The organism is Bradyrhizobium sp. CCBAU 51753 (assembly GCF_015291565.1).
Classification (GTDB): Bacteria; Pseudomonadota; Alphaproteobacteria; order Rhizobiales; family Xanthobacteraceae; genus Bradyrhizobium; species Bradyrhizobium ivorense.
Genome location: NZ_CP030037.1, coordinates 4,408,849 through 4,431,548, shown reverse-complemented (window position 1 = coordinate 4,431,548; position 22,700 = coordinate 4,408,849). Strand labels below are relative to the sequence as shown.

General features: G+C 65.8%; 19 protein-coding genes. 11 read left to right on the top strand and 8 right to left on the bottom strand.

What is annotated here, in order from left to right; all coding sequences use genetic code 11:
- Window positions 1–111 precede the first annotated feature (111 nt).
- Window positions 112–792 (top strand): leucyl/phenylalanyl-tRNA--protein transferase, encoded by a 681-nt coding sequence (aat, locus tag XH93_RS20000; RefSeq protein WP_194474862.1) that lies wholly within the window; start codon window positions 112–114, stop codon window positions 790–792.
- A gap of 134 nt (window positions 793–926) precedes the next feature.
- Here aat and XH93_RS19995 read toward each other — a convergent pair whose 3' ends face one another.
- On the bottom strand, window positions 927–1,940 hold the full coding sequence (locus tag XH93_RS19995) for a DUF2155 domain-containing protein (protein WP_194474861.1): 1,014 nt from the start codon (window positions 1,938–1,940) through the stop codon (window positions 927–929).
- Between the two features lie 238 nt (window positions 1,941–2,178).
- Between XH93_RS19995 and XH93_RS19990 the strand changes: the two genes are divergently transcribed.
- The 3 genes from XH93_RS19990 to XH93_RS19980 all read left to right on the top strand — a co-directional run bounded on the left by XH93_RS19990 (window position 2,179) and on the right by XH93_RS19980 (window position 5,255).
- Window positions 2,179–2,958 carry an SDR family NAD(P)-dependent oxidoreductase gene (locus tag XH93_RS19990; RefSeq protein ID WP_194474860.1) on the top strand — a complete coding sequence of 260 codons (780 nt, stop codon included), beginning with the start codon at window positions 2,179–2,181 and terminating at the stop codon, window positions 2,956–2,958.
- A gap of 123 nt (window positions 2,959–3,081) precedes the next feature.
- On the top strand, window positions 3,082–4,023 hold the full coding sequence (locus XH93_RS19985; RefSeq protein WP_194474859.1) for an alpha/beta hydrolase: 942 nt from the start codon (window positions 3,082–3,084) through the stop codon (window positions 4,021–4,023).
- A 2-nt stretch (window positions 4,024–4,025) separates the two neighbouring features.
- Entirely contained in the window at window positions 4,026–5,255 is a 1,230-nt protein-coding gene (locus tag XH93_RS19980; RefSeq protein WP_210340503.1) for a sodium:proton antiporter, read from the top strand.
- Here XH93_RS19980 and XH93_RS19975 read toward each other — a convergent pair.
- Entirely contained in the window at window positions 5,252–6,190 is a 939-nt protein-coding gene (locus XH93_RS19975; RefSeq protein ID WP_194474858.1) for a GlxA family transcriptional regulator, read from the bottom strand. The two genes, XH93_RS19980 and XH93_RS19975, sit on opposite strands and share 4 nt — an antisense overlap.
- Before the next feature lie 129 nt (window positions 6,191–6,319).
- Here XH93_RS19975 and XH93_RS19970 point away from each other — a divergent pair, with 129 nt between their 5' ends.
- Entirely contained in the window at window positions 6,320–7,006 is a 687-nt protein-coding gene (locus XH93_RS19970) for a DJ-1/PfpI family protein (RefSeq protein WP_194474857.1), read from the top strand.
- Window positions 7,007–7,382: 376 nt separating this feature from the next.
- Here the strand turns inward: XH93_RS19970 and XH93_RS19965 are convergent, their stop codons facing one another.
- Window positions 7,383–7,793 (bottom strand): NADH:ubiquinone oxidoreductase subunit NDUFA12, encoded by a 411-nt coding sequence (locus tag XH93_RS19965; protein WP_139484007.1) that lies wholly within the window; start codon window positions 7,791–7,793, stop codon window positions 7,383–7,385.
- 267 nt (window positions 7,794–8,060) lie between these two features.
- Here XH93_RS19965 and XH93_RS19960 point away from each other — a divergent pair, with 267 nt between their 5' ends.
- A complete protein-coding gene (locus XH93_RS19960; RefSeq protein ID WP_194474856.1) occupies window positions 8,061–8,705 on the top strand; it encodes a BA14K family protein in 645 nt (214 codons plus the stop codon).
- Window positions 8,706–8,751: 46 nt separating this feature from the next.
- On the opposite strand, the gene XH93_RS19955 is transcribed toward XH93_RS19960, so the two are convergent.
- Window positions 8,752–9,651, bottom strand: a complete 900-nt coding sequence (locus tag XH93_RS19955) for a DMT family transporter (protein ID WP_194474855.1) — start codon at window positions 9,649–9,651, stop codon at window positions 8,752–8,754.
- 178 nt (window positions 9,652–9,829) lie between these two features.
- On the opposite strand from XH93_RS19955, the gene XH93_RS19950 reads away from it, so the two are divergent.
- Both XH93_RS19950 and XH93_RS19945 read left to right on the top strand, forming a co-directional pair.
- On the top strand, window positions 9,830–10,234 hold the full coding sequence (locus XH93_RS19950; RefSeq protein ID WP_139484010.1) for a response regulator: 405 nt from the start codon (window positions 9,830–9,832) through the stop codon (window positions 10,232–10,234).
- A gap of 19 nt (window positions 10,235–10,253) precedes the next feature.
- Window positions 10,254–12,494 carry a CHASE3 domain-containing protein gene (locus XH93_RS19945; RefSeq protein ID WP_194474854.1) on the top strand — a complete coding sequence of 747 codons (2,241 nt, stop codon included), beginning with the start codon at window positions 10,254–10,256 and terminating at the stop codon, window positions 12,492–12,494.
- 407 nt (window positions 12,495–12,901) lie between these two features.
- Here XH93_RS19945 and XH93_RS19940 read toward each other — a convergent pair whose 3' ends face one another.
- Window positions 12,902–13,795 (bottom strand): DMT family transporter, encoded by an 894-nt coding sequence (locus XH93_RS19940; protein WP_194474853.1) that lies wholly within the window; start codon window positions 13,793–13,795, stop codon window positions 12,902–12,904.
- Window positions 13,796–14,597: 802 nt separating this feature from the next.
- On the opposite strand from XH93_RS19940, the gene XH93_RS19935 reads away from it, so the two are divergent.
- Window positions 14,598–18,371: a vitamin B12-dependent ribonucleotide reductase gene (locus XH93_RS19935; protein WP_194474852.1), complete on the top strand. Its 3,774-nt coding sequence runs from the start codon at window positions 14,598–14,600 to the stop codon at window positions 18,369–18,371.
- Between the two features lie 325 nt (window positions 18,372–18,696).
- Window positions 18,697–19,524, top strand: a complete 828-nt coding sequence (locus tag XH93_RS19930) for a hypothetical protein (protein ID WP_194474851.1) — start codon at window positions 18,697–18,699, stop codon at window positions 19,522–19,524.
- 150 nt (window positions 19,525–19,674) lie between these two features.
- Here XH93_RS19930 and XH93_RS19925 read toward each other — a convergent pair whose 3' ends face one another.
- The 3 genes from XH93_RS19925 to XH93_RS19915 all read right to left on the bottom strand — a co-directional run bounded on the left by XH93_RS19925 (window position 19,675) and on the right by XH93_RS19915 (window position 22,096).
- A complete protein-coding gene (locus tag XH93_RS19925; RefSeq protein ID WP_194474850.1) occupies window positions 19,675–19,944 on the bottom strand; it encodes a DUF2312 domain-containing protein in 270 nt (89 codons plus the stop codon).
- Between the two features lie 336 nt (window positions 19,945–20,280).
- Window positions 20,281–21,297 (bottom strand): acyl-CoA desaturase, encoded by a 1,017-nt coding sequence (locus XH93_RS19920; protein ID WP_194474849.1) that lies wholly within the window; start codon window positions 21,295–21,297, stop codon window positions 20,281–20,283.
- 211 nt (window positions 21,298–21,508) lie between these two features.
- A complete protein-coding gene (locus XH93_RS19915) occupies window positions 21,509–22,096 on the bottom strand; it encodes an exopolysaccharide biosynthesis protein (protein WP_194474848.1) in 588 nt (195 codons plus the stop codon).
- Between the two features lie 70 nt (window positions 22,097–22,166).
- Between XH93_RS19915 and XH93_RS19910 the strand changes: the two genes are divergently transcribed.
- A complete protein-coding gene (locus tag XH93_RS19910; protein ID WP_194474847.1) occupies window positions 22,167–22,697 on the top strand; it encodes a hypothetical protein in 531 nt (176 codons plus the stop codon).
- The last annotated feature ends 3 nt before the right edge of the window (window positions 22,698–22,700 follow it).

The window sequence follows — 22,700 nt, the reverse complement described above, 5'->3', positions numbered from 1 at the left end:
CTGCAACATGGCGGCGCTGGCTTGTGGAGGAACCGACGTGTCCCGTCAACAGCGCGCGACCGCAGCGGCAGCCCATCGCGGGGCGGGCCGCCGTTTGCTAATCTCGACGACATGACAGCACGCGACTCCGCCTCGTCCGAGATCACGCCCGAAGTGCTGCTGCGCGCCTATGCCTGCGGCATCTTCCCGATGGCCGAGAGTGCCGACGATCCGACCCTGTTCTGGGTCGAGCCGGAACTGCGCGGCGTGATTCCGCTCGAGGGTTTTCGCGTCGCCTCGCGGCTGGCGCGCACCGTGCGCTCGGATGCGTTCACGGTTACTGTCGACACCGCATTCAAGGCGGTGATCGCCGGCTGCGCGGCGCCGCAGCCGGGCCGCGACGACACCTGGATCAACAAGCGCATCCGCGATCTCTATGTCGGACTGCACACGCTCGGCCATTGCCACAGCGTCGAGGTCTGGCAGGACGGCGATCTGGTCGGCGGACTCTATGGCGTCAGCCTCGGCCGCGCCTTCTTCGGCGAAAGCATGTTCCACACCACGCGCGACGCCTCGAAGGTCGCGCTAGTGCATCTGGTGGCGCGGCTGATCGCCGGCGGCTTCGAGCTGCTCGACACGCAATATGTCACCGAGCATCTGAAGACGTTCGGCGCGGTCGAGATCGCGCGCCGCCGCTACCGCGCCTTGCTCGACAAGGCGATCACGGGCGCGCCGGCGGATTTTTGCAAGCTCGATGTCACCCAGCCGGTGAAAGGCGCTGAGGCGCTCGCGATCATCGCAGCCCGTAACTGATCTTGTAGCCCGCTAATCCTGTAGCCCGGATGAAGCGCAGCGCAATCCGGGACAGTGCGAGCCGCAGGGGAGAATCCCGGATTACGCTTCGCTCCATCCGGGCTACGAAGTTTCTTTCGGGCTACGAGCTCCAGCTAATTCCCGAACAACCCGCCGAACAGCCCGCCCGGCCGCTGCTGTTGCTGCGGCGGCGGAGGTGGCGGCGGCTGCTGGAATTGCGGCTGCGGGGGCGGCGCCGGACGCGGCGCGGCCTGCTTGGCCGGACGCTTCTGGGCCACCGGCGGCGGTGGCGGCGTCGGCGCCTTTGGCGGATCGGGCGCCGCCGTCACGATGGTCTGGTCCGGGCCTTTGCAGTCGGTCAGCCAGATATCGTAGATCGGATGCTCGACGCCGTGCAGGCCAGGGCTGGCCGCAAACATCCAGCCGGAGAAGATCCGCTTCACCTCGCCCTGCAGCGTGATCTCGTCGACCTCGACAAAAGCGTCGGTGTTGGCGGCTTCGGTCGACGGCCGTGTGTAGCAGGCATCGGTCTTCACCCGCAGCGCGCCGAACTGCACGGTCTCGCCGATATCCTCGTCGAAATTGATGATGCGCCCGGTGATCTTGTCGAGGCCCGAGAAGCTCGCCTTCTTGTTGGTGATCTTGGTCGACGGCGGCTCCTGGACCACCTCGTCGCCCGGCTGCAGCGCGGCCGGCTGCTGCGGCTGTTGCGGCGCGCCCTTGGCCGGCGGCGGCCGCTGTCCCGGCGGCTGGCCGGGCACCGGGTTCTGGCCGGGCGGTGTGTTGGCGACCGCAGGACCACCGGGCTGCGGCGGCTGCACGGCGACGCCGCCGGGCGGCGCCGCCTGGGAGCCGGGCGGCGGCGGCAAGGGTTGCGACTGCACGCCGCCGGGGGGCGGCACCCCGGGCTGGGTCGGCGGCGCCAGACGGCTCGGCATCGGCAACAGGCGGCCGCGCGGCAATTCCGGCACTTCCTCATCGTCATCGGCAGGCGGCGGGACAGGCTGGCCGCGCGGAACATTGCCCGGCGGCCGCGGCGGCGGATCGGAGAAAATCGTTCCGATCTGCGCACGCGCAGGCGGCGCCAGCGCGACGGTTGAGGCGGCGACCAAGGCCGCAAAGCCAGTCAGGACAATGGTTCGAAACATCTCGCGCGGCTTAACAGGCGAATCGGGCTCGCGACAGTTTACCTTGAGATCGGCCGCTCGCAGGACAACCGGTTAACACGGCGAATACGGCGGGGAAAGGGCGGCTAACCGCCCCTGCCCGGCCACTGGTCAGCCGGGGGAACACATGGAATAGTCGGTCGCGCTGAAGGCGCGCGGCTGCCCGCGCGAAAACCAGGAAAATCCGGATAGAACCGGACCAGCCAGAGGAAACCCCAACATGCCCGATCGTATCAGGCTCGATGGCCGGGTCGCCGTCGTCACCGGCGCGGCCGGTGTCATCGGAACCGCCACGCTCCATTTGCTCGCCGAGCGGGGGGCGCGGATTGTCGCAGTTGACCGCCAGGGGGCCGACCTTGCGGCCGCCGTCAAGGACCTGCCGGCCTCGGCCGAGGCGCTCGCGATCACAGCCGACGTCACCCAGGAGGACGAGGTCAAGGACTATGTCCGTGCCGCGGTCGACCGCTTCGGCAGCATCGACGCCTTCTACAACAACGCCGGCATCGAGGGCGACATCAAGCCGATCCCGGACTATCCGCTGGAGAGCTTTCGCCAGGTGCTCGACGTCAATGTGGTCGGCGTCTTCCTCGGCATGAAATACGTGCTGCCGGTGATGCTGAAGCAGAACAAGGGCAGCATCATCAACACCGCCTCGATCGCCGGCCTGATGGGCTCGCCGCTGATCGCGGTCTACAGCGCGAGCAAGCACGCGGTGATCGGCCTCACCAAGAGCGCGGCATGGGAGTGCACCGGCACCGGCGTGCGCGTCAACTGCGTCTGCCCCGGCATGATCGACAGCCGGATGCTGAGCACCATTCTGCAGGGCCGTGCCGGCGGCAACGCGCCGCCGCCGGTCGAGAAGATCGTCGACCGCATCCCCGCGCGCCGGCTCGGGCTCGCCACCGAGGTCGCTTCCATCGTCGCCTTCCTCGCCTCGGACGAGGCGAGCTACGTCACCGGCTCCGCCTATACCGTCGACGGCGGTCGCACCGCCGCGTAGGCTTCCGCCGTCATTCCGGGGCGGTCCGTCAGGACCGAACCCGGAATCTCGAGATTCCGGGTCTGGTGCTTGCGCACCATCCCGGAATGACGTCACCAGGTTTCATTCAGAAGGTTTGCTCGAATGCCCGTCGTTCTCGATCCCGATGCCGCCGCCGTCTACAAGGCGTTTCAGGAAGCCGGCCGTCCCGCCTATGAGACGCTGACCGCGCCGGAGGCGCGCGAATATTACCGGGCCGCCCGCGTCGTCAGCAATCCCGAGCCGCCGGCGCTGGAATCGAGCAAGCCGGTTGCGATCCCGGCGCCGCACGGCGCCATCCCGGCACGCATCTACACGCCGAAGACGTTGCGCAAATCGAACGGCCTCGCGCCGTGCCTGGTGTTCCTCCATGGCGGCGGCTGGGTGATCGGCGACCTCGATACCCATGAGGTGGCCTGCCAGAAGCTTGCGCATGAGGGCGAGTTGATCGTGATCTCGGTCGACTATCGGCTGGCGCCCGAGCATCGCTTCCCCGCGGCGGTCGATGACGCCGTGACCGCGACGCAATGGGTCGCCGCCAACGCAAAGCAGCTCGGCATCGATGCATCGCGCATCGTGGTCGGCGGCGACAGCGCCGGCGGTAACCTCGCCGCGGTCGTTGCGCTCACCGCACGCGACAGCGGATTGAAGCTCGCCGGCCAGTTGCTGATCTATCCGGCGACAGAATTCGCGCGGACCCATGCCTCGCATCGCGAGCCGGAGACCAGTGTGCTGTTGACGCATTCGGTGATCCCCTGGTTCGCCGCGCAATATCTCGGCGACGCCGACGGCAGCGACTGGCGCGCCTCGCCCGCGCGCGCGAAAAGCTTCGCCGGCCTGCCGCCGGCCTATGTGCTGACCGCTGGCGCCGATCCGCTGCGCGACGAAGGCGACGAGTATGCGAAATTCCTCAAGGATGCCGGCGTTGCCGTGACCTACCGGCACTTCCCCGGCCAGTTCCACGGCTTCTTCACCATGGGCAAGCTGCTCAACCAGGCCAATGTCGCTGTCACCGAAATCAGCGCCTGGCTGAAGACGTTGGATTAGACGTGTCATCGTCAATTGAGATCGCCAGGCACACGCTGCTGTCGTGCGGCCTGATCCTGGCGATCGGAACAGTCGCCGCGTTCGTCGCGCAACGGATCCGGATTCCCGATGTCGCGATCTTCCTGATCACGGGGATTGCGATCGGTCCGCATGCGCTCGGGCTCGTGCATATTGCCGCGGACTCCGCGCTGAACCAGGTGATCCTGCTGTTCGGCGCGAGCTACATCCTGTTCGACGGCGGCGCGACGCTGCGGCTTGCTGTGCTGAAGCAGGTCTGGATCACCATCCTGGTGATCGCGACCATCGGCGTCGTGATCACCGCTGTCATCACCGGGATCGCGGCGCAGTTCGTGTTCGGCATTCCGCTGATCGTGGCGCTGCTGCTCGCGGCAACATTGGCGTCGACCGATCCGGCAACGCTGGTGCCGATCTTCCGCCAGATCCGGATCCGCGACCGCGTCGCGCAGACCGTGATGAGCGAGTCCGCGTTCAACGACGCGATGGGCGCGATCATCACGTTCAGCATCCTCGCCGTGGCGCAGGGCGGCACATTCTCGCTCTCCGCTTCGCTGCTTGGACTGATCGAGCATTCCCTGCTCGGCATCGTCGCCGGCGTCGTGCTCGGCTATCTCGCCGCGCTGCTGATTGCGCACGAGAAATGGGCTTTCCTTGCCGAATATGCCCCGGTCGTCACCATGATCGCGGTGATCGGCGCCTATTTTGCCGCCGAAGGCATGCACGCCTCCGGCTTCATGGCGGTGTTCGTGTTCGGCGTCGTACTCGGCAACAAGGAAGCGTTCGGCTTCACCATGGAGCCCGGCGAGGCGCAGAAGCTCGACGAGTTCGTGCTGACCACGGCCTTCATCCTGCGCCTGTTCATCTTCATCCTGCTCGGAGCGCAGGTCGATTTTGCGCTGATGCAGCAATACTGGCTCGGCGGCGTCGCGGTCACGTTGGTGCTGATGTTCGTGGCGCGCCCCGCGACGGTCTTCCTCTGTGCGCTGCCGGACCGCCGCGCGCGCTGGAGCTTGGCCGAGATGCTGTTCATGTGCTGGACCCGCGAGACCGGCGTAATCCCCGCGGCGCTCGCCGGGCTGCTGCTCGGCATGAAGGCGCCGGGCGCCGAGATGATCGCCTCGGTCACCTTCGTCGCCATTCTGATGACGATCCTGATCCAGGCCTCGACGACGCGTTGGCTGGCCGCGAAGCTCGGCCTCTTGGAAAGAGACTAGCCCGCCCGCGCTGCGCGGCGCAGCGATTGCGGCGGCTGGCCGAAGGCGCGGATAAAGGCGCGGCGCATCCGCTCGGGATCGCGGAAGCCGGTAATCTCGGCGACACGCTCGATCGCTTCGCCCGACGACTGCACACGCTGCCGCGCCACCTCGATCCGCAACCGCTCCACCGCTTTCGACGGCGTGGTGCCGGTCTCCGCGATGAAGGCGCGGGTGAAATGCCGCGAGCTCATGCCGGCCTTCTCGGCGAGGTCCTCGACCGTGAGCGGTGAATCGAGATGCTCGCGCGCCCAGGCCAGCAGCGGCCCGAACCGGCCGTTCGGCGTCTTCAATTCCAGCAGCGAGGAAAACTGCGACTGCCCGCCGCTGCGTCGATGGTACAGCACGAGCTGCCGCGCGGTGTTCTGCGCGATCTCGTCGCCATAGTCCTCGGTGATCATCGCCAGCGCGAGGTCGATGCCGGCGGTGATGCCGGCCGAGCTCCAGATGTTGCCGTCGCGGACGAAGATCTGGTCCGGCTCGAGCTTGATCTTCGGATAGCTCTTCACGAAATGCGGCGTGCGCTGCCAATGCGTGGTGGCGCGGCGGCCGTCGAGCAGGCCGGCCTCGGCCAGCACATAGGCGCCGGAGCAGACGCTGGCGACGCGGATGCCGCGGCCGGCCATCCGCCGCACGAACGCAAGCGTCGCCGGACAGGTCGCAGGCCCGCGCACGCCGTTGCCGCCCGCGATGATCAGTGTCGTGATCGCGGCCGACGGCTTGAAGCCGCGCGCGAGCATCTCGACGCCGGACGAGCTGCGCACCGGGCCGGCCTTCGCCGCCAGCGTCCGGATCGCCGGCGCGTTGCTGGCAAAGCGCGCGGCGATCTCGAATGCCGCGATCGGGCCGGCCGCGTCGAGCAGTTGGAAGTCGGGAAAGATCAGGATGCCGATCATCGTCAAATCCTCGCCTGTGATCCCAGGTCCTCAAATGACCTCATGTCCGTAAATGAGGGAAATACGGCATTTTGGACGGGAGGCCATCATGCCATTGATGCGCCGTCAAGCAATTTTTGGAGGCTTCCGATGTCCACCGCCCTGCAGATTGGCCTGCTCGTGTTCCCGAAGGTGACGCAGCTCGACCTCACCGGTCCGCTGCAGGTGTTCTCCTCGGTTCCCGGCGCCAAGGTGCATCTGATCTGGAAACGCATCGAACCGGTTGCGACCGATTCCGTCATGGTGCTGACGCCGACCACGACCTTTGCCGACTGCCCGCAGCTCGACGTGATCTGCGTGCCCGGCGGGCTCGGCACCGACGACATGGTCGGCGACGAGGAGATGTTGGCCTTCCTGCGCAAGCAGGCCGCTGCCGCCAAATACGTCACCTCGGTGTGCACTGGATCGCTGGTGCTCGGCGCTGCCGGACTGCTCAAGGGTTATCGCGCCACGACGCATTGGAGCGCGATCGATTTCCTCGCCGGCTTCGGCGCGATCCCGACCAAGACGCGGGTCTGCGTCGACCGCAACCGCTTCACCGGCGGCGGCGTCACCGCGGGCATCGACTTCGCGCTGACACTGGTGTCCGAGCTCGTCGACCGCAAGACCGCGGAAGCGATCCAGCTCAGGCTCGAATACAACCCGGCACCGCCGTTCAATGCGGGCTCACCCGACACCGCGCCGGCCGACATCCTCGCTTTCATGAAGGAGCGCATCGCACCCTCGCAACTGCGGCGCACCGAGCTGATGGGCCACGCGGCGGCGCGGCTGGCCTGACCCGCTGAGCCCACAACAGAAAAAGGCCGCCTGGTTGCCCGGGCGGCCTCTCCTGTCTCACGGTGGCTTCACATTAGCGGGCGATTTCAGGGCGTCTGCACCGGGGGCCTATGTCCCGGCCGCGTCCTACTCGGAAGCCGCTGCACATCGGGTCAGTCGCGATCTGGAGCCCGATCCGACGCGATGGTTTCCCATCTCCGTAAGATGGCTCTATTGAGCCGCGAGACCGCGCATTGCGCAAGCGGCAAGCAGCGTTCGACCCGCGCCTGTCCCCGCTGTTACCGTTGTCCACAGGCGGGCTGACGCTGTCGCAGGAGTGCGTGCACTGCACGCGCGGCGCAACTCGCGCGCGTCATCGCACTCGGGGCGATAAAAGTTAGCTTCCCGGTGTCCAGGCCTGGTAGTCGCCGGTCGCCTTGGGCCGGCGGCCGCTTGCCAGCGTCGAGCCGGACGGGCGGTAGGCCTGCGCGGTGCCGGTCATGTTCGGCACGTGCGGCTTCTGCCATTCCCGCGGCGTGTACTTCTGTTCGGTCGGGGGCACGTCGGTGGTGTGGTGCATCCAGCCGTGCCAGCCCGGAGGAATCCGCGACGCCTCGGCGTAGCCGTTATAGACCACCCAGCGCCGCTCGAAATGCAGCGTCGGATCGACCTCGCCGCCCTTGGTGCGATAATAGCGATTGCCCTGCTCGTCCTCGCCGACCAGCTCGCCATAGCGCGAGGTCCACAATTGCGTGCCAAAGGTCTGGCTGTTCCACCAGGTGAAGAATTTCAGCAGGAATTGTTTCATGCGCGTCGGGCCACAGGTTCGGGGCAGTCGGGCTCTGATGCCACCTGAATCCGCAAATGTCCAGCCGCCGCCCGGGCGGCTGCCGGCGTCGGCGAACCGGAGCTAGGTACCTCTGTTTGGCGACCAAATGACGCGGCTGCGGGCGCCCGCGTTCACCCGCCATACATGCGCCGCTTGGCAAGCAGACATGACGCACAATCAGCGTGCGGCGCGGGAACGTCCAACCCCAGAAATGGTTAGACATGACCCGTCTTGATGGAGTCGAAAATGGTCAATCTGAAGGTTTTGAGCACTGCTGCGGCGCTGGCGCTTGCGCTGCCGTTGGTGGTGCCGACTGGGTCGTTCGCGCAGGCACCCCAGGGTCGAGCCGGCGGTGGTGGCGCCGGGGTCCGCGCCGGCGGCGGTGCGATGGGTGGTGGAATGAATGTTGGCGGCGGCGGAATGCGCGGCGGCATGGCCGTCGGCGGTGGCGGCGGGATGCGTAGCGGCATGGCTGTCGGCGGTGCCGGCCCGCGCGTCGCCGCCCCAGGCGTCGCTGCCCCAGGCGTCGCTGCTGGCCCGCGGGTCGGCGGCGGCGGCAATTGGAGCGGCGGCGGTGCGCGCTGGGCCGGCGGCGGCGGACGCTGGCACGGTGGCTATCATCGCCACGGCGGCGGGTTCTGGCCTGGTGCGGTGGCCGGCGGTGTGATCGGCGCCGGGATCGCCTCGGGTGCGTATTATGGCTCCGGCTATTATGGCTATGGCCCGGGCTATTACGACGACAGCTACGGCTACTATGACGACAGCGCGCCTGTCGCCGTCGAAACAGTGCCGGCTGGCGATCCGGATTCGTGTGCGCAGCGCTACCGGTCCTACGATCCGGCCTCGGGCACCTATCTCGGCTATGACGGCCTGCGGCACCCCTGCCCGTAATCGCGGAATTTCTGCTTCAAAAGGGCGGCCAACGTGCCGCCCTTTTTTATGCGCGCAAGGCGATGGCGACGGCAACGAGCGTCACCGCCAGCGCAGCGAGGTCGCTCGCGCTGAGCGGCTCGCGCAGCATGGCGGCCGCCCCGAGCACGCCGACGACAGGCACCAGCAGCGTTCCGATCGACGCGGTCGCCGCCGGCAACCGCTCGAGCGCCGCGAACCAGCAGACGTAGCACAGGCAGAACTGGATCAGCGTCATGTAGAGCATCGACGCCCAGCCGAGCGACGACAGCGCAGCCAGCTGAGGCTGCTCGATCGCGACGCCGATGATTGCGATCGGCACGCAGCCGATCGCAAGCTGCCAGGCCGCGAGCGACAATGGCGGCATCGCCGCCAGCTTGAAGTGCTTGGTCAGCACCGTGCCGAGCCCGACACAGATCGCGCCCGCAAGCGCGAACAGGATGCCCGGCAATTTGCCGAGACTGGCGTCGAGACCGCCACCGCCGAGCAGCGCCGCGATGCCAGCGAGCGCCACCGCAAGCGCGAGCGCACGCGTGAGCGACACCCGTTCGCCGAGCAGCGGCCAGGCGACCAGTGCGACCCACACCGGGATCGAGATCCCAAGCACCGCCGCCTCGCTGGCGCGGAGCCAGATCAGCGCCAGCCCCATGCACGCGACCCAGCCGCCGATCGCCAGCGTCGACACCAGTGCGAGCCGCGGCCAGATGCCGGGCGGCACGCGCAGCGTCTGCCCGCGCGCGATCGCCGCAAGACCGAGCCCGATTGCACCGGTCACGCCGCACAGCCCGCGCGACGACAGCGGCGGCCATTCCGTGAGCAGGAACTTCATGATCGGAAAGTTGAGACCCCAGCCGATCGAGGCCACGACGAGGAACAGGAGGCCGAGCGGTGACATCGGGGCGCGGCGGGCGGCGGGAACTGCGGTCATTGGCCTGTCGTGAAGAGGATGGACAAATAGCGGTGATGTGTCAGAGCTAGCTGGAAATCTGCTTGTCAGCGAACAGCATATGCATTCTATGATACAGACTTTCTGTCTCGGTTCCGCCTTAATTGCCTAGTGGCCAAGCGAGTCGCCGGCACGCAAGGCCGTACAAAGAGGATGCATCGTGCCGCGCGTTCTCGTGGTCGACGACGACCCGATGGTGTGTGTTGCCATTGAGGTCTGTCTGCAGCGCCAGGGCTTTGAGGTCACCGTCGCCGATGGCGGTGAATCAGGCATGCGCGCGCTCGACAATGACATCTTCGATGTCATGCTGGTGGATGTCTTCATGCCGCATATGCGCGGCTTCGAGGCGATCCGCGTCTTCCACGAGCGCGCCCCCGATATCCCTGTCATCGCGATGTCGGGCTATGCTTTCGCCAATGCCGACCGCGCGCCGGATTTCCTGCGGATGACGATCGAGCTCGGTGCATCCGCCTGCCTGCGCAAGCCGTTCACGCCGCAGGCGCTGATTGCGGCGGTCAACGAGTGCATCGCCAAGTCCGCACCATCCGCTCGTCTTTCGAAGTAATTTCCCTTACCAATCGGCTATGGCTTCCCAGCGTCTCATCCTCGGCAGTGGCCTTGCGATCCTCCTCATCATCAGCGCGGCGTCGATCGGGCTCGACGTCAAGTCGCGCAGCGAGGTCGAATCGGTCGACCGCACGCTCAGCATCCTGAAGCGGATTTCGGACGCGCGGCCGCTGCCGCGCGGCGTCGAGAGTGCGGCGCGCGCATTCGCGCTGACCGGCGATCCGTCCTTTGCCGACGAATTCCGCGACCAGAGCGCCGCCCTCACCTCGGCTGTCGACGGCCTGCTTGCGGCGGTGAAGAGCGCGCCCGGCGAGGCGGAGCTGCTGTCCGGCGTCAAGGCGCAGGCCGACCGCGGCGTTGCGCTCGGCGCCGAGCTGATCCAGTTGCGCAACAACGGCGACACCGCCGGCGCGTCGGCGCTGATCTCGGCCGGCGAGAGCCGCACGGTGATGGACAACGTCGCCGCGGCGCTCGAGCGTCTGGTCACCGAAGAGCGCCGGCAACTCGGCATCCGCACCGCGCAGTCGAAGGCCAACGGCCGCATGCTGCTCGCCATCGACCTCGCCGGCGTCATCCTGATCCTGGTGCTGGCGATCGTGCTGACGGTGGCGGCCCGCCGCTCGCGCCGCGTCCTGCAGGATTCGCTGAGCGCGACCCAGGCCGCCAACCTCTCGCTCGAGGCCAAGGTGGCCGAGCGCACCAAGGACCTCGCCGCCGCGCTGGAGGAGGTTCGCCGCTCCACCTCGGTGATGGAGACCACCTTCCGCAGCATGGCCGAAGCGGTGCTGGTGATCGACACCGCCGGCACCGTGCTGCTGTCCAACCCGGCCGCCGAGAAGATGCTGCGCTACAAGCCGGGCATGTCGGTGGTGCAGTTGCGCGCGATGAGCAACGTGTTCCACGCCGACGGCGTGGCGCCGATGCAGGTCGAGGAAATGCCGTCGGCGCGGGCGTTGCGCGGCGAGGAATTCGACGGCCTGGAATTCGTCGCCCGCCCGGTGCGCGGCGCGCCGCAGATCCACCTCGTGGTGTCGGGCCGGCCGCTGCGCGACGCCGAAGGCAGCATCGCCGGCGCGGCGCTGATCTATCACGACATCACCGCCTCGCGCGAAACCGAGCACCAGCTGCAGCAGGCGCAGAAGCTCGACGCCATCGGCAAGCTGACCGGCGGCGTCGCGCATGACTTCAACAACATGCTCACGGTAATCACCGGCACCGCCGACACGCTGGTCGACGGCCTGCAAGACCAGCCACAGCTTGCCAGGACCGCCGAGCTGATCGACCGCGCCGCCGAGCGCTGCCGCGAGCTGATCCAGCACCTGCTCGCCTTCGCCCGCCGCCAGCCGCTGGAGCCGACCGTCGTCGACATCAACGGCACCGTGGTCGACATCGCAAAACTGCTGCGCCCGACGCTCGGCGAGCAGATCGAGATCAATTCGGTGCTCGCGCCCGATGTCGCCGCGGTCCACATCGATCCGTCGCAACTGTCGAACTCGCTGCTCAACATGGCGATCAACGCCCGCGACGCGATGCCGAACGGCGGCAAGCTGCTGTTCGAGACCAGCAACGTCGTGCTCGACGAGGCCTATGCCGAGACCAATCCCGACATCACGCCGGGCCGCTACGTCCTGATCGCGGTCAGCGACACCGGCACCGGCATGTCGCAGGCGGTGCAGGACAAGGTGTTCGACCCGTTCTTCACCACCAAGGAGGTCGGCAAGGGCTCCGGCCTCGGCATGAGTATGGTCTACGGCTTCGTCAAGCAGTCCGGCGGCCACATCAAGATCTACAGCGAGCAGGATCACGGCACCACGATCAAGCTCTATCTGCCGCCGGCCCGCGGCGAGGTGGCCGCGCCCGCACCGGCACCGGCGCCGGCGCCGCGCGGCAGCGAGGTCATCCTGGTGGTGGAGGACGATCCGCTGGTGCGCAACTACGTCACCGCGCAGCTCGCGAGCCTCGGCTACAAGACCATCGCCGTGCCCGATGGCCGCGCCGCGCTGGCGCTGGTCGACAAGGGCGAGACGTTCGACCTGCTGTTCACCGACGTCATCATGCCCGGCGGCCTCAACGGCCGGCAGCTCGCCGACGAGGTCAAGAAGCGCCGGCCCGGCACCAAGGTGCTCTACACCTCGGGCTACACCGAGAACGCGATCGTGCATCACGGCCGCCTCGACGAGGGCGTGCTGCTGCTGACAAAGCCCTACCGCAAGGCCCAGCTCGCCACCATGCTGCAGCAGGCGCTGGGCCACGGCTGATGCGAGGCCGGCGTGGCCTCCTTCCCCACTCCCCGCCTGCGGCCGCCGCAGGGGCGCGCTGCCAATATGTGAAAAACAACCCCATGCAAAGTAGCCTGCGGCAGGTTCAGCGGTATTATTCTACTATTCCGAAGCCGTGCCGTAGCCCGGATGAAGCGAAGCGAAATCCGGGGGCGGTCTCGCGTGTGGCCGGCACCGTTCCCGGATTGCGCTTCGCTGCATCCGGGCTACGCAACTTCACCTCTCCCCGCTTGCGGGGAGAGGTCGGATCGCCCTTGCGATCCGGGTGAGGGGGTACAGGTCTCACGACGAGCGTCACTCGTGGAGGCAGCCCCTCACCCCTGCCCTCTCAGCGCGAGCGAAGCTCGTCGCGCCCCCGTGAAGAACGGGGAGAGGGAGAAGCGCGGCTACCTCGTCGCCAGCACGACGCCGGCGAGGGTGAACAGCAGCGCGGCGATCTGGGTCGGCCCGAGCGGCTCGTGCAGCGCGACCGCGGAGGCCACGACGCCGATCACCGGCACCGCCATGGTGCCGATCGCGGCCACCGAGGCCGGCAGGCGCGCGAGCGCGGCGAACCACGCGACATAGGCGATGCAGAACTGCACCACGGTCGAATAGACCAGCAGCCACCAGCCGATGGTGGTGACGTGCTCCCAATGCGTGGTCTCGACGAGAAGACCCACGATCGTGATCGGCACGCAGCCGAGCCCGATCTGCCAGGCCGCGGCCGGGATCGGCGGCAGCAGCACCGGATATTTCTTCGCCAGCACGGTGCCGAGCGCAAAGCCGAACGCGCCGCCGAGCGCCATGATGATGCCGGGCAGCTTCGCCTGGCTCGCGGAGATGCCGTTGCCACCCATGATCGCGGCAAGCCCCGCGAACGCCATCACCAGCGCGATGGTCCGGAGCAGCGTCGGCCGCTCGCCGAGCACCGGCAAGGCCAGCAGCGAGGCCCACACCGGCATGGTGTAGGCGATCAGCGCCGCCTCGCTCGCCGACAGCCACAGCAGCGCAAGGCCCATCAGCACCATCCAGCCGGTGACGTTGAGCAGCGCGTAGAGCACCAGCCGCGGCCACAGCCGCCGCTCGACGACAAGGCTCTGCGCGCGGACCAGCGCGAGCAGCGCCAGCACCGCGGCGCCGATCACGCCGGTGGTGCCGCGCAAGGTCAGCGGCGGCAGCTCGCCGATCAGGAATTTGGTGGCGGGCCAGTTGAAGCCCCAGCCCACCGAGGTGATGGCGAGGAACAACAGGCCGGCCGGCGCCATGCGCGGTCGCGCAGTCGGTTTCGAATCTGTCATGGGACCCGGCAGGGAGGTGAGTCGGCGGCAGCTTGCCCGCGATTTTGTCGCCCAGCCATCATGGCGCCGACATGCCTGACCCGTAGTTTGCCCGTAGGCCTACGTGAGTCCCCGGAACGCAATCCTTCACGGGGAAAAATTCCTTGGCCTGTGAACAGCGGGGCGAAGACGTGATCCACAGCCAGCCGACAATTTTTTGGCTTGGGAATCCCTGAGGACTCACTGATACTTGGCCCGATCACAGGCGCGGCACCGCCCCCTGTTATCCCCCAATCTCCACCATATTTAGTGTTTGATTCAGAAACTCGTACTAGTCCTTGACGGACGTGACGGACTTGGCCTAGCTTCGAGCCTGTTCGGCGCGAGTGTGTTTGGGTCCCGCCGGTCGCTCCCACAAGGGTTCCAAAATGACCACTCCGCCAGGCCTCTTGGCCGCGGGTTGAGGGCGTGTCTGCCCTGATTTTGGACCATGTCCGGGGCGCCAAACGGGCCGAAACAGGCCTGGATCAGAGGCCGGAAACCGGCCCGAAAAGCGTATCGCGTGACGTGTCGCGTGGAGCGTTGGGGCGTTGAATGCATGACCCGGGAAGACCCGACATCGGTCGGATCGGCTTGAGGGGCGTGCCGCCGCAGGACCGGCCAAAGGCCGGACCCGCCTGCGACGAGAGAAACAGGCCGGAGACCACCGGCTGAGCTGCGAATGACGGGAGGCGTGGAAATGCGTGTTCCTGATTTCGCAAGGGATAATCATTCCGGCACCGCAAACATGTGGGCCGGTCAGAAGAAGTGACGGGGCTCGACCATGCGAATCGAACGACGCAACACCACCAGCGGACAATCACCCTACGCCGGGATCAATTTCCGGCTGACGACATCCGAGATCCGCAATCCCGACGGTTCCGTCGTGTTCCGGGCCGAGAATGTCGAAGTGCCGGAGTTCTGGTCGCAGGTCGCCTCCGACGTGCTGGCGCAGAAGTATTTTCGTAAGGCCGGCGTCGCCGCGCGGCTGAAGAAGGTCGAGGAAGAGACCGTGCCGTCCTGGCTGTGGCGCTCGGTGCCCGACACCGAGGCCCTTAGCGCGCTTCCCGAGAACGAGCGCATCGTCGGCGAAACCAGCGCCAAGCAGGTGTTCGATCGCCTCGCCGGCTGCTGGACCTATTGGGGCTGGAAGGGCGGCTACTTCTCCTCCGAGGAAGACGCCCTCGCCTTCTTCGACGAGCTGCGCTTCCAGCTGGCAAAACAGATGGTCGCGCCGAACTCGCCGCAGTGGTTCAACACCGGGCTGCATTGGGCCTACGGCGTCGACGGCCCGGGCCAGGGCCACTATTACGTCGACTGGAAGACCGGCAAGCTGACGAAGTCGAAGTCGGCCTATGAGCATCCGCAGCCGCATGCCTGCTTCATCCAGGGCGTCGGCGACGACCTCGTCAACGAGGGCGGCATCATGGACCTCTGGGTGCGCGAGGCGCGCCTGTTCAAATACGGCTCCGGCACCGGCTCCAACTTCTCCAGCCTGCGCGGCGAAGGCGAACGGCTCTCCGGCGGCGGCCGCTCAAGCGGCCTGATGAGCTTCCTGAAAATCGGCGACCGCGCTGCGGGCGCGATCAAGTCCGGCGGCACCACCCGCCGCGCCGCCAAGATGGTCGTGGTCGACGTCGATCACCCCGATATCGAGACCTATATCGACTGGAAGGTGAAGGAGGAGCAGAAGGTCGCGGCGCTGGTCACCGGCTCCAAGATCAACCAGAAGCACCTCAAGGCCGTGATGAAGGCCTGCGTGAACTGCGAAGGTTCTGGCGACGACTGCTTCGACGCCGAGAAGAACCCTGCCCTGCGCCGCGAGATCAAGCTCGCGCGCCGCAACCTCGTGCCCGACAACTACATCAAGCGCGTCATCCAGTTCGCCAAGCAGGGCTACAAGGACATCTCGTTCGACACCTACGACACCGACTGGGATTCCGAGGCGTACCTAACCGTCTCCGGCCAGAACTCCAACAACTCGGTGTCGCTGAAGGACGATTTTCTGCGCGCGGTCGAGACCGACGGCGACTGGAATCTGAACGCCCGCACCTCCAAGAAGGTGACGAAGACGCTGAAGGCCCGCGACCTCTGGGAGAAGATCGGCTACGCCGCCTGGGCCTCGGCCGATCCCGGCCTGCACTTCAACACCACGATGAACGACTGGCACACCTGCAAGGCGTCCGGCGACATCCGCGCCTCCAATCCGTGCTCGGAATACATGTTCCTGGACGACACGGCGTGCAACCTCGCCTCCGCCAATTTGCTGACATTCTACAACACGACGACCAAGCGCTTCGACGTCGAGTCCTACGAGCACCTCTGCCGGCTCTGGACCATCGTGCTGGAAATCTCCGTCATGATGGCCCAGTTCCCGTCGAAGGCGATCGCCGAACTGTCCTACGAGTTCCGCACCCTCGGCCTCGGCTTCGCCAATATCGGCGGCCTCTTGATGACCATGGGCCTGCCCTATGACTCGAAGGAAGGCCGCTCGCTCTGCGGCGCGCTGACTGCTGTCATGACCGGCATCGCCTACAAGACCTCGGCGGAGATGGCGGCCGAGCTCGGCACCTTCCCCGGCTACAAGAAGAACGCCGCGCACATGCTGCGCGTGATCCGCAACCACCGCCGCGCCGCCCATGGCAACGCCGGTGGTTACGAGGCGCTCTCGGTCAACCCGGTGCCGCTCGATCATGCCTCGTGCCCGCAGGCCGACATCGTCACCCACGCCGTGCACGCCTGGGACGACGCGCTGGCGCTCGGCGAGCAGAACGGTTTTCGCAACGCCCAGACCACGGTGGTGGCGCCGACCGGCACCATCGGCCTCGTCATGGATTGCGACACCACCGGCATCGAGCCCGACTTCGCGCTGGTGAAGTTCAAGAAGCTCGCCGGCGGCGGCTACTTCAAGATCATCAACCAGGCGGTGCCGGCCGCGCTGCGCGCGCTCGGCTATCGCGAGAGCGAGATCGCGGAGATCGAAGCCTACGCCGTCGGCCACGGCTCGCTGTCGAATGCCCCCGGCATCAACGCTTCCACGCTGAAGGCCAAGGGCTTTACCGACGAAGCCATCGCCAAGGTGGAGAAGGCGCTGCCGACCGCGTTCGACATCAAGTTCGCCTTCAACAAGTGGACCTTTGGCGAAGACTTCATCCGCGATCAGCTCGGCATCGGCGCCGAGACGATCGCGGCCCCTGGCTTCGACCTGCTCGCTGCGGTGGGCTTCACCAAGCGCGAGATTGAGGCCGCCAACGTGCACATCTGCGGCGCGATGACGGTCGAAGGCGCTCCGCACCTGAAGGCCGAGCACTATCCGGTGTTCGACTGCGCCAACCCCTGTGGCAAGATCGGCAAGCGGTACCTTTCGGTCGAGAGCCACATCCGGATGATGGCGGCCTCGCAGCCGTTCATCTCGGGCGCGATCTCGAAAACCATCAACATGCCGAACGACGCCACGGTGGAGGACTGCAAGTCCGCCTATCTGTTGTCGTGGAAGCTGGCGCTGAAGGCCAACGCGCTCTACCGCGACGGCTCGAAGCTGAGCCAGCCGCTGAACTCGCAGCTCATCAGTGACGATGAGGACGAGGACGATGCGGTGGAGGCGCTCTATGAGAAGCCGATGGCGGCGCGCGCCGCCCAGGTTTCCGAGAAGATCGTCGAGAAGCTGGTCGAGCGCATCGTCGTGATGCGCGAGCGCGAGAAGATGCCTGACCGACGCAAGGGCTATACCCAGAAGGCGGTGGTCGGCGGCCACAAGGTGTACTTGCGCACCGGCGAATATGACGACGGCCGGCTCGGCGAGATCTTCATCGACATGCACAAGGAAGGCGCCGCGCTGCGCTCCTTCATCAACAACTTTGCCATCGCGGTCTCGCTGGGTCTGCAGTACGGCGTGCCGCTGGAGGAGTATGTCGACGCCTTCACCTTCACCCGCTTCGAGCCTGCGGGTCCCGTGCAGGGCAACGACTCGATCAAGTACGCGACCTCGATCCTCGACTACGTCTTCCGCGAGCTCGCGGTCAGCTACATGAGCCGCTTCGACCTGGCGCATGTCGATCCGAACGAGAGTGGCTTCGACGCGCTCGGCAAGGGCGTCGAGGAAGGCAAGGAGCCGGATGAGGCCCCGACCCAGCAGGCGACGAAGTACCTGTCGAAGGGCCTGACCCGCTCGCGCACCGACAACCTCGTCATCATGCGCGGCGGCTCCGCCGCGGTGAGCGCGAACTCGGATGCCGCCCCTGCCGGCGGCAACCGCGTCACGTCCCTCGCCTCGCACGGCGCAAACGCCCGCGGCGTCTCCGACACCATCGAAGGCGCGGTTGCCTTAAAGCAGGAAGTCAGCCACGACCTCTCGCCGACGGAAAAGCTCGAGGCGATGAAGTGGAGCAAGCCCGGCACCGCCGCCGCCGTCGCCCCGAGCAAGGCCGAACGCCGCGCCGAAGCCAAGGCCAAGGGCTACGAGGGCGAGATGTGCTCGGAGTGCGGCAACTTCACGCTGGTGCGGAACGGGACCTGCATGAAGTGCGATACTTGCGGCAGCACGACGGGGTGTTCGTGAGATCGTTTGCCGGGATGAAGCACCGGGCACCATCAAGGAAAAGGGCGGCCGAAAGGCCGCCTTTTTTCAACTAAGTCAAATCTTCCAGAACACGTTGAATCCGATTCCGTGAGAAAACTCTAAACTCTCCCCTCTCCGATATATTTTTCCCTTGGGTATTAGCCGCAGGAATCTCTCCGTACTGCTCTCTAAACTGCAAGAGCAACGCACGCTCCAAAATTCGCCAAGTCATTAGATTACGTCTCGGCTGACACGTAATGATCCGCACTTCAAATTCCCTTACACCTCGCAGCGCGAAGATATCGTCTGCCCAAGCCGCAGCGCTTTGCGCTACTCTGCTGAATCCGTTTTTTGTAGTGCCAATATAGACTATCCGAGAACGTCCTTTCTCGTATTCGTATTTCTTGTCGATCAAGATTACATATCCGGCCTCATCAGTGTATTTGATGCGGGGGTGCTGACCGCCCAAGGGCAAGAGGGTGGTCCCTTTTTCGACTTCAATCGAAACAAGTCCGGTTTCGCCCCCGATGTTCAGGTCGGCTATATGCATCCGTTTGCCGGGGGCGACTGGGTGGCGGGGCTCAAGTTCAATTACAAATACGCAAACATCGACTCGAAGCAGAACGTGATCATTCCGCAGAACGGGACCGGCACCGTCGTGAGCGGACCGAACGCCGGAATCTCCGGACCCATCACCGGGTTCCTGGCGATCAGCCCAGCGGAAATCAATCTCAGGCATCAGCTTTCGCTGATCGGCACCATCGGCCGGGCATTCGGCGACGTTACGATATACGCCGGTGGCGGTCCGGCGCTGTTCGGCGTGGAGTCCAATTTCATCAATGGGATTCCCTTTGCCACCCAGTCGTTGCGAGGAACTTTTCGCCACCAGCCTGCCGATCACCGTATTCAATCAAAATTGGGTGTGGGGCGGCGCGGCGCAAATTGGTACGACCTATTCCTTTGCCGGCGGCTGGTTCCTGGATTTTGCCTACACCTATGCGCGTTCCGCGGACTTCGCCATCTCCAACACGGTCACCGTATTCAACCAGAACGGGACGTTGTCGACCTCCGGGTCTGCCGTCTTGAACGCCCAAGAGCGGGTCACCAACCAGTCCGTGACGCTAACACTCAATTATCAATTCCATTGATCTGATTAGACGGCGATATCGCTGATGCACCTCGCGTACATCGGATCAAGCGTAGCGTAGGGCGGATTAGCCGAAGGCGTAATCCGCCACTACTTCCGAGTCCAACCGGCGGGTTACGCTGCGCTAACCCGCCCTACCTGCAGCGTGTACAAGCCTCACGCCGCTTTCGCAGCCTTCTCCTCCGGCGCCGTCTCCATCGCGCGCATGTAGAGGTCGAGCAGGCTTTCCCGCTCGTCGCGCTCGTCCTGGTCTTGCTTGCGGAGCTTGACGATCTCCTTGAGGATTTTGACGTCGAAGCCCTCGCCCTTGGCTTCGGAAAACACTTCCTTCTTCTGCTCGTTCAGTTCCTGCAGTTCGCCGTCGATGTTCTCGATCCGCTCGACGAAGGCACGAATTTTTCCGCCGGGAATGGTGATGTCAGACATGGGACCTCTTTGCTGAATGCGCGGTGAAAATGAAAGCAAAGAGATGACCAATGTCTTAAGCGAGGCGGCCGCGGCAGCGACTAATCTTACGGCGTCACAAGGCTTCGTAGCGGACTTGATGTTGTCCGCCGTCATTGCGAGGAGCCCAGCGCAAATTGCAACGCAATTTTGCGCTGGAGCGACGAAGCAATCCATCGGTCCGCATATGCGGTGCGATGGATTGCTTCGCTTCGCTCGCAATGACGGGGGTCTAAACTGTCGCGGTCGAAGCGATACCTATCCGTCTGCTTTGTGGGAAATGATGGGTATCGCAACGCGCTCCACCCATCCTCGGCGCTACCTTACGCCGGACGCGTCAAGGTCCTCGGCAACGACGTCGATCGGGTTCTGGCCGGCGACCGCACCGGCAGCAGATACGGGGCTGAGGAAAATGTCGTGCACGAGCCCGAGTTTGCCGAGCCCGAGAATGATCAGGCCGTTGATGTCGATCTCGTACCAGGCGTGCGACAAATAGGCGTCGCGCGGAAAGCGGTGATGGTTGTTGTGCAGCCCTTCACCGAAGGTGAGGAACGTGGTCACCAGCTCGTTGGTGGTGCCGTCATTGAGCTCATAGCGACGATAGCCGTAGCGGCCGTCGCTGTGGCAGACCGAGTTGACCAGCGAGGTGGCCATGGTCATGAGGTAACTGCGCAACAGGCCGGAGAACAAGATGCAGCCGATCATCGTGTGCACGCCGCCGAACGCGTAGCCGATGGCGCCCGGGATCAGCACCGCCGACGCTGCGACCCAGTACCAGCGTGTCCTGGTGAAGAACATCGCGATCGGGTCGGCCAGAATGTCCTTGGCGTAGACTTCGGGATCGGTGGTCTGTTTGTCCCACACCCAGCCGCCCTGCGCATGCAGCATCCCCTTGAGGAAGCTGACATGCTGGTTGCCGGCGCCGTCATAGTAAGGGCTGTGGACATCGCCGGGCTTGTCGGCGTGCAGATGGTGCCGGCGATGATTGGAGACCCATTTGAGGATCGAACCCTGCACCGCCATCGTCGCGATCATCGCGCACAGCGTCCGCATCACCGGACCGCAGCGAAAACTGCGGTGGACGAAGTAGCGATGCATGAAGCCGATGCCGACCGTGCTCAGCGCGAACGTGCCGAGGAAGACGGAAATCTCCACCCAGCCGATGCCTTGCGTGAACGCCCAGACCAGCGCCGCGATCGAACCCGTGACCATGATGACGAACGCGATCCGGGAATCGAGGAACTTGGCGTCGACCAGCGGGCCTTCGACAACCACGCCCCGTGGCATTTTCGGGTCCGCGCCTTGCTCCGGCGCCACGCCCTCACCTGCGGTCATTCCAGCGGTCCATTCACGAAAAATTAACCCTTGCGCAGCGCACCGTACAGCCATGGGTTGTTCCGGGCAAGGACTTAAGCGGGAGCGCGGGCCGGACCTGAAGGACGCGGTTAACGCGCGGGAGTAGCGTCGCGCGATTTCAATGGTTTGCCGATGCGTTGCGGAACCCGGCGCCGCCTTCGTCGCACGCTTGCGGCGATGCGGCCGCGCTTCAGTGCGCCATCCACTCCATCACCGCGCTGGCCGACGCCCACAGCGTGAAGCCGAGCCCGAGCAGGCAGAGCAGCGCGGCCGCCATCGCAACCGCGAGCAAGAGACCGTCCTCCTGCAAATAGGCGACCGCGATCAGCACCACCACCATGCCCGGAATGACGTTGACCAGCGGCAGCGGCCAGCCGGCCGAAAACGCCAGCAGAAAGACGACGAGGCCGACGAGGCGATCGATCACGTCGTGACGGGCATCCCACCGCGGCCGGCTGATGCGCTCGATCGCCTGCAGCATCGGGCTGACCGCGATGGTGAATCGCTTGAAGCGCTTGAAGTCGAACTGCCGCTTGGAGATGACGCGTGGAAACGACGGCGCCCTGCGGCCGAGCATCATCTCGACCGCCGGGAACAGCAGCGCCAGCGTCGCGATGGTTGCGATGCCGGGGATGATCACCAAGAGGCCGAGCAACAGCAGGAGAAGCCCGAACGAACGCTTGTCGAGATTGCCGAGAAGCCATTCGAGGTCGACGGGACCGTCAGGCGCTTTCGCAACGAGGTCGGCCAGGATTTGGGAGGTTTGCGGCGGCGCCAAGGGGTCTCCGGACGAAGGGGCATGCCAGCCCCGATTTGCAACGCCCGCCAAGGCGGACTACGAAAGGTTGATGAACAGCGATTCCGATCAGGCGTGGCACAGCGCCGCGCCGTCCAGCTCCATTACCGCCACCCGCCGCCGCTGGCCATGGCTTCTCCTGATCGTGATCCTGATGGTCGCAGGCGCGGGCGGCGTCTACGCCTGGCCGCAGATCGAGCCGCTGGTTCCCGCCTTGAGCAACTCGTTCTCCGGCGAAAAGGTGGCCGCAGCCGACAAGGAGGCGCTGCCGGACCTGCTCGCCGCCCATCAGAAGGTCGAGGATGATTTGGCCGCGCTCGGCAAATCGGTCGCCGCGCAGCAGGAGCAGTTGAAGACCGTCGCCGACCAACTGGCCGCGCTGACCGCGAAGGTCGACGCGCTGGAGCGCCCCGCTCCGCCTCCCGCACCAGCGCCGCCGCCGGCCGTGGCTGAAGCGCCAGCTGCTGCGCCGGCGCCACATGCTGCTCCGAAGCCGAGACGCCCGTCGGTTCGCGCGCCGAAGCCGTCGGGCCCGATCTCGGTCGGCGGCGCGCCGCTCAATGCGGCCGCAAGCGGCCGTTAAGCC